Source organism: Neobacillus drentensis (genome assembly GCF_036965425.1).
Taxonomy (GTDB): Bacteria; Bacillota; Bacilli; order Bacillales; family Cytobacillaceae; genus Neobacillus; species Neobacillus drentensis_F.
Window position 1 is genome coordinate 7,761 of the sequence record NZ_JBALPP010000110.1, and the last position, 6,725, is coordinate 14,485.

The window sequence follows — 6,725 nt, forward strand, 5'->3', positions numbered from 1 at the left end:
GACCTTCTCAGGCATTAGGAGCCTCTCCTACTTACCGTTATTCCTTTTTTTGGACCTTCTCAGGCATTAGGGGCCTCTCCTAATTACCGTTATTCCTTTTTTTGGACCTTCTCGGCATTAGTAGCCTCTTACACAATTAAAATTTTCTCTAAATAAAAAAAATCCGCTACATGTATATGTAACGAATTTTTATCTCCAGTTTTATGCGCGATTGTAAGTATATTGTGGCGGAGGAAGAGGGATTCGAACCCCCGCGCGGTTTAACCCGCCTGTCGGTTTTCAAGACCGATCCCTTCAGCCGGACTTGGGTATTCCTCCGTATCAACAAAAGATAATTTATCATAATATCATTAGCATGTCAACTTTGAAAATAAAAATACTGGACGGATTAAATCCGCCCAGAAATTTTTCATTAAGGCTTAATGACTTCGCGGTTTCCCATGTATGGACGCAGTACGGCTGGAATCACGACACTGCCGTCTTCTTGCTGATAGTTTTCCAAAATAGCAGCCACCGTGCGGCCAATCGCAAGGCCAGATCCGTTAAGTGTATGAACATGTTCAGGCTTTGCCTTAGGGTCGCGGCGGAAGCGGATATTAGCACGTCTTGCCTGGAAGGCTTCAAAATTACTGCAAGAAGAGATTTCACGGTAAGTTCCATAGCTTGGAATCCAAACCTCGATATCATACTTTTTCGCAGCAGTGAACCCTAAGTCTCCCGTGCACATGCTTAGCACTCGGTATGGAAGCTCCAGAAGCTGCAACACTCTTTCTGCATCATTTGTCAGCTTTTCAAGCTCCTCATAAGAATCCTCAGGCTTTACAAACTTTACAAGCTCTACCTTATTGAATTGGTGCTGACGAATCAACCCGCGGGTATCACGTCCAGCTGACCCTGCTTCTGAGCGAAAACATGCACTGTAAGCCGCAAAACGGATTGGCAACTCCTCACCGCTTAAGATTTCATCACGGTGATAGTTGGTAACCGGCACCTCTGCAGTCGGAATGAGGAAATAATCTTCATTTTCGATTAAAAAGGCATCCTCTTCAAACTTCGGCAATTGCCCTGTGCCTGTCATGCTGGTTCGGTTTACCATGTACGGCGGCAGGATTTCCGTATACCCATGCTCATCAACATGCAAATCTAGCATGAAGCTCATTAATGCCCGCTCTAAACGTGCTCCAAGCCCTTTGTAAAAGACAAACCGGCTTCCTGTTACTTTTCCTGCCCGCTCAAAATCAAGAATCCCTAATTGGTCTGCAATATCCCAGTGCGGCTTAGCTTCAAATTCAAACTCACGCACTTGGCCCCACTTTCTGATTTCGACATTATCATCTTCTGTTTCGCCGACGGGAACAGATTCATGTGGAATATTCGGGATGCTGAGCAGTAATAATTCCAATGTCTCTTCTACTCCTCTAAGCTCCTCATCAAGTGTTTTAATGCGGTCACCCACTTCGCGCATTTCCGTAATCAGATGATCAGCATCCTGTTTTTCGCGTTTTAATGCTGCAACCTGCTGGGAAACTTCATTACGGCGGCTTTTTAATTTTTCAGATTCAACAATCAGCTCACGTCGTTTTAAGTCAAGCTCTTCAAATCGTCCTAAATCCGTTAAATCCTCACCGCGATTTTGCAGCTTTTCTTTTACCTCGGCAAAATTTGCTCTTAATACTTTAATATCTAACATCCAACTGCACTCCCTTTTTTAAAAATAAATACAAAAAACTCCCGCCCCAAAAACAGGGACGAGAGTTACCCGCGTTACCACCCTGGTTGACAGCCGAAACTGTCCACCTCAAAAACGTTAACGGTTTTGTACCGAAAGTACTTACTGGCCTTTTCTAAAAAGACGTTCCGTACCTTACTCGAGGAGGGATTCACAAGCTTCATCCACCGGTTCACACCAGCCACCGGCTCTCTTTAGAACAAAATTCCTGTTACTAGTTCCTCTCATTGCTTTAAACAATATGAATTTGTATATCTTAATTTACTACATATATTATCCAAATGCAACCAGTTCTATACTAATTGTTTTGCCTCTGCTTCTTTGGAAAATCCTTATGAAAAATGATGGAAATATTTCTTTCATAAAATCATTAAAGCAACAAAAAAGGATTCCTGTCAAGACAAGAATCCTCTTTCTAAAATAGCTCAATTTTTATACCAGCTTGTCAATTAAAACCAGCCTTTAACAGTTGTAGAAATTCCATGCCATACATCGCCGAAGAAACTGCCGATGCCACTCATCATTAACACAAACCAGTTTGCCTTTTCAACATCCTGGGCCGCAATGAGGTCGACCTGAACTTTCTTTTGACCTTCTTCCGTTAAGAAGCTGACCTTCTCGCCATTTTTCGGTTGAATCGTTACCGTTCCAATCTTTTCGCCTTTTTTAATTGGAGCTGTTAATTCACCTTTTTTATTCACCTTATTTTTATCTAATACCAAAACAGGTTTATACTCTTTCTTTTCACCATTTAGGATCACCATGTTGATGGCTGACTTTGTATAGACCTCTACTTGATCGCTTTTCCCCTTAATAACAGGGATTGTTTTGTGCCCCTTTACTTGATAATGCTTTGGAAGCACTTCTTCTTTTGTGTAATTGCTAAACGCATAGTCCATCATTTTTCTTGTTTCGTCGAAGCGTGCTTTATAGCCGCCTTGGCCGCTGGCATCTTTGGCATTTTGCACAACTGTGATAAACCGCTTGCCATCACGGCTAGCCGTTCCAGTGAAGCAGTATCCGGCGAAATCTGTTGTACCCGTTTTAAGCCCGTCCATACCTTCATAGCCGTACGTCAAAGATGGCAGCATCCAGTTCCAGTTATCCATCTTAATTTGGTCGGTTGTGCCTTCTCTAAAGGTTTTCTTAGGTGTACTTGCTGTTTTTAGCACTTCTGGGAAATCATTAATTAAATGGAACGCCAATTTCGCAACGGCACGGGATGACATTACGTTTTCATCCTCCGCACCCGTTCCTTCCGGCTGCTGGCCATTGTAGTCACGATTATTTAAACCAGTGGAATTAACGAATTTATAATCCTTTAAGCCCAACTTTTTTGCTTTATCATTCATCATTTTAACGAAGTTCGTTTCCGAACCGCCAATTTTTTCAGCAATCGCAATGGTTGCGGCATTTGCAGAGTAGATCGCCATCGCCTCATATAACTCACGGATTGTATATTTATCATCAGGTCTTAATGGAACATTGGAAAGATCTGTTCTCTGGGAGATTTTATATACAAGGTCACTTGGAGTGTATTCTTGATCCCATTTCACTTTTCCTTTTTTTACGGACTCTAGTAATATATACTCCGTCATCATTTTCGTCATACTAGCAATTCCTAGTACAGTATCTGCATTCTTCTCATATAAAACCTTGCCTGTTTCTCCATCTACTAAAATCGCACCGTCTGCATTTACATTTAAAGCCGCTTCTGCCTTGACTGAATTCGCCCCGGCAAATAGGCTGAAAAACAACATGATTGCCAAGAAGCTGGCAATGCATTTCTGATAAACATGTTTGTTCACTATTTATAACCCTCCAACGTTTTATTACACCTTGGTTATTTTATCATAACTGCCTAGTAAATCATAGACAGAGCATCGACCCATCTTATATCTATTTTTTGTACTAAACAGGACTTTTTTCTCAAAAAAACAGAGAGGCTCCTATAGCCCCTCTGTTTAAAAATTATATGTGTGAATAGTTTGGTGCTTCTTTTGTGATTTGTACATCATGTGGGTGGCTTTCTCGCAGGCCAGCACCCGTCATTTTGATAAATTGTGCTTTTGTTCTTAGATCATACAGGTCTTTTGTTCCGCAATAACCCATACCTGAACGAAGGCCTCCAATCAGCTGGTAAATTGTTTCAGATAATGGTCCTTTATAAGGAATGCGTCCTTCAATTCCCTCTGGAACAAACTTTTTATTATCCTCTTGGAAATAACGGTCTTTTGAACCTTTTTCCATCGCGGCAACAGAACCCATTCCCCGGTAAACTTTGAAGCGGCGTCCTTGGAAGATTTCCGTTTCTCCTGGACTTTCAGATACCCCTGCTAATAAACTTCCAAGCATGACGGCATGACCGCCGGCTGCGAGCGCCTTAACAATATCTCCTGAAAATTTAATTCCGCCATCAGCAATAATTGTTTTTCCATGCTTCATCGCTTCTGTTGCACAATCATAAACAGCGGTAATTTGTGGGACACCAACACCTGCAACTACCCTTGTGGTACAAATCGATCCTGGGCCAATTCCCACCTTCACAACATCAGCTCCCGCTTCAATTAAGTCCTTGGTAGCTTCAGCAGTGGCGACATTTCCTGCAATAATGGTTAAATCAGGATACGCTTCTCTAATTTGTTTAACCGTGTCGAGAACACCCTTTGAATGCCCGTGAGCGGTATCGACAACAATGACGTCTACACTTGCCTTAACAAGCTTATCGACACGTTTCATAGTATCGCTTGTAACGCCGACGGCTGCACCGGCTAATAAACGCCCTTGGCGGTCTTTTGCTGAGTTAGGGAACTCAATGACCTTTTCAATATCTTTAATGGTGATTAGTCCTTTTAGGACACCTTGATCATCCACTAGCGGAAGCTTTTCAATTTTGTGCTTTTGAAGGATTTTTTCAGCTTCCTTCAAGGTTGTGCCTACCGGCGCGGTAACAAGATTTTCTTTTGTCATCACGTCAGAAATTTTGAAAGAGTAATCCTGGATAAAACGCAAATCACGGTTGGTAATAATTCCAATCAGCTTTTGCTCCTCCATGTTATTCACGATTGGCACACCTGAAATTCGATATTTCCCCATTAGATGCTCTGCATCGTATACTTGGTGATCTGGGGTTAGGTAAAATGGATCGCTAATTACTCCACTCTCTGATCTCTTTACCTTTTCAACCTGCTCAGCCTGCTGTTCAATGGTCATATTCTTATGGATAATCCCTAAGCCGCCTTGTCGGGCAATCGAAATTGCCATTTCCGATTCGGTAACAGTATCCATGCCCGCACTGATAATCGGGATATTAAGCTTTACATTAGGCGATAACTCTACTTGTAAATTCACATCTCTCGGCAGAACTTCAGACTTACCAGGAATCAACAACACATCATCAAACGTTAAACCTTCTTTTGCAAACTTAGTTTCCCACATTTTAACGGCCTCCAGGACAAAAAATTTTATTTGTAGGTTAACAATTGGACAAAATACTGTCAAGGAGAAAGTATTAATTTGATTTTTCTGAAAAAAGGTGATTGTACATTGGATATTCAATTTAAGGATTGGAAAAGCTTTGCCTGCTTCTTTTCAGCTGAATACTGCCAAGCTTTTTTAAGAAAATGTTACCAAAAAGGCGGAGTCGAAAATCCTGAACAAAAAAGTTATGAAAACGGTTATGCCTTTCTTTATTATCTTGAACATGGACAAATATATTATGAGCAGGCTGAAAAATCCCCGCTTATTTTAAAACCAATTCTTCTTTTTTATGGTCTCGTTCATTTAATTAAAGCATGCATTTTAACCATAGATCCCGCCTATCCTGAAACGACAGCTGTTTTAGCCCATGGAGTTTCCACTCGAAAAAGAAAAAAACAAAATTATCTATTCTTTCAGGATGAGGTGAAGATACAAAAAAACGGCCTTTTCCCCTATATGTCAGAAAAAATGTTTCATGTGAAACAATTGGAAGGGGAAAAAGTCTTCATGGAGGAATTACTACAGCTTATACCAGAGCTGGATGATTTATTCTTTTTAATTGAGGGGAAGAGAACCTTTGCAGCATTACATAAGCAAGGTGAACAGCTTATTATTCCTGAGATCGTTTTGGATCATTTTCACATGACAGATGGGCGGTTTAAGGAGTTTTTTGCTTCTAAGGTTGCTAATGGGGTTGAGTTTTCGGGGGAAGGACTTAGTTTTTCGGCTGGGGAAAAAAATTTTTCAGGTGTTTCACCAGTGAAGTTTAATTTAGAGAATGGTTCTTATTATTTGCCGCTTCATAAAAGCAATCTATTTAATTTTCCTGAGCTGCTGATCCATTATTTATTGTTGTATAACCTGAGTATGATTGCCCGTTATGAAACAGAATGGTGGAGTGAATTAACGAAAATGATGCCGAATCGAGATTATCCGTTTATTGATACATTTTTGGGGATTACGATGCAAAAGGGTCCATTTTTGGTTTATCAGTATTTGATGGGTTGAAAGGTTGAGTGGGTGAATGAATCGTGGATTTGTCTTCCATCTGGGTCATGAAGGTGAGTTCGTGGAATGGACTGGTAGTTAGTTCTGTCCTTAATAAGATTAAGGGCTATTGCTGCGGGCATTGCCCTCCTATTTTCTACTGCTCATGTCCTCTATAAGGGCTATTGTGGACTTGATTGAGTATGTGGTTTGACCTTCATCTTGGCTATGAAAGACAGTTTGCGTTGTTTAACTGTGGAGACGGGCATTTAAATAGCGTTTTATTGACCGTCGTCGGGTTATTACTTTCTGATTTGACCTTCATTTTGGCTATGAAGACAGTTTTGGTTGGTTGATTGGTAGTTTGGGCATTATGCCAGGCTCCTAGTGACCTGTTTCGTCTTTTAACCGACCTTTCTGTCCTTCATTCAAGCTAAAAGGACAATGATACTACGCTTTCCACTCATTTTGCCTTTAAAACAAAAAAGACAATCCACGAGGATTGTCCTTTTTCATGTGCCTGGCAACG

Annotated in this window: 5 protein-coding genes, 1 tRNA gene and 1 other annotated feature; of the genes, 2 read left to right on the forward strand and 4 right to left on the reverse strand. The window is 41.0% G+C overall.

The features are described from left to right. Positions 1-225: 225 nt before the first annotated feature. The 4 genes from V7161_RS23945 to guaB form a co-directional block, all read right to left on the reverse strand. Positions 226-318, reverse strand: a tRNA-Ser gene (locus V7161_RS23945). A gap of 94 nt (positions 319-412) precedes the next feature. Beyond that, positions 413-1,690, reverse strand: coding sequence for a serine--tRNA ligase (gene serS, locus V7161_RS23950; protein WP_335715326.1), 1,278 nt, complete (start codon positions 1,688-1,690; stop codon positions 413-415). A 51-nt stretch (positions 1,691-1,741) separates the two neighbouring features. Next, positions 1,742-1,966: a binding site (T-box leader), on the reverse strand. Positions 1,967-2,178: 212 nt separating this feature from the next. Then, positions 2,179-3,489: a serine hydrolase gene (locus V7161_RS23955; RefSeq protein ID WP_335715331.1), complete on the reverse strand. Its 1,311-nt coding sequence runs from the start codon at positions 3,487-3,489 to the stop codon at positions 2,179-2,181. Positions 3,490-3,700: 211 nt separating this feature from the next. Beyond that, positions 3,701-5,167, reverse strand: coding sequence for an IMP dehydrogenase (guaB, locus tag V7161_RS23960; RefSeq protein ID WP_335715327.1), 1,467 nt, complete (start codon positions 5,165-5,167; stop codon positions 3,701-3,703). Between the two features lie 108 nt (positions 5,168-5,275). On the opposite strand from guaB, the gene V7161_RS23965 reads away from it, so the two are divergent. Further along, complete coding sequence (locus tag V7161_RS23965) at positions 5,276-6,217, forward strand: YaaC family protein (protein ID WP_335715328.1); 942 nt, start codon at positions 5,276-5,278, stop codon at positions 6,215-6,217. Positions 6,218-6,393: 176 nt separating this feature from the next. Beyond that, positions 6,394-6,552: a hypothetical protein gene (locus V7161_RS23970; RefSeq protein ID WP_335715329.1), complete on the forward strand. Its 159-nt coding sequence runs from the start codon at positions 6,394-6,396 to the stop codon at positions 6,550-6,552. Positions 6,553-6,725: the final 173 nt, after the last annotated feature.

Coding starts and splice junctions, on each gene's coding strand:
- serS (WP_335715326.1), bottom strand. CDS start 1,690: ATGTTAGATATTAAAGTATTAAGAGCAAATTTTGCCGAGGTAAAAGAA.
- V7161_RS23955 (WP_335715331.1), bottom strand. CDS start 3,489: ATGTTGTTTTTCAGCCTATTTGCCGGGGCGAATTCAGTCAAGGCAGAA.
- guaB (WP_335715327.1), bottom strand. CDS start 5,167: ATGTGGGAAACTAAGTTTGCAAAAGAAGGTTTAACGTTTGATGATGTG.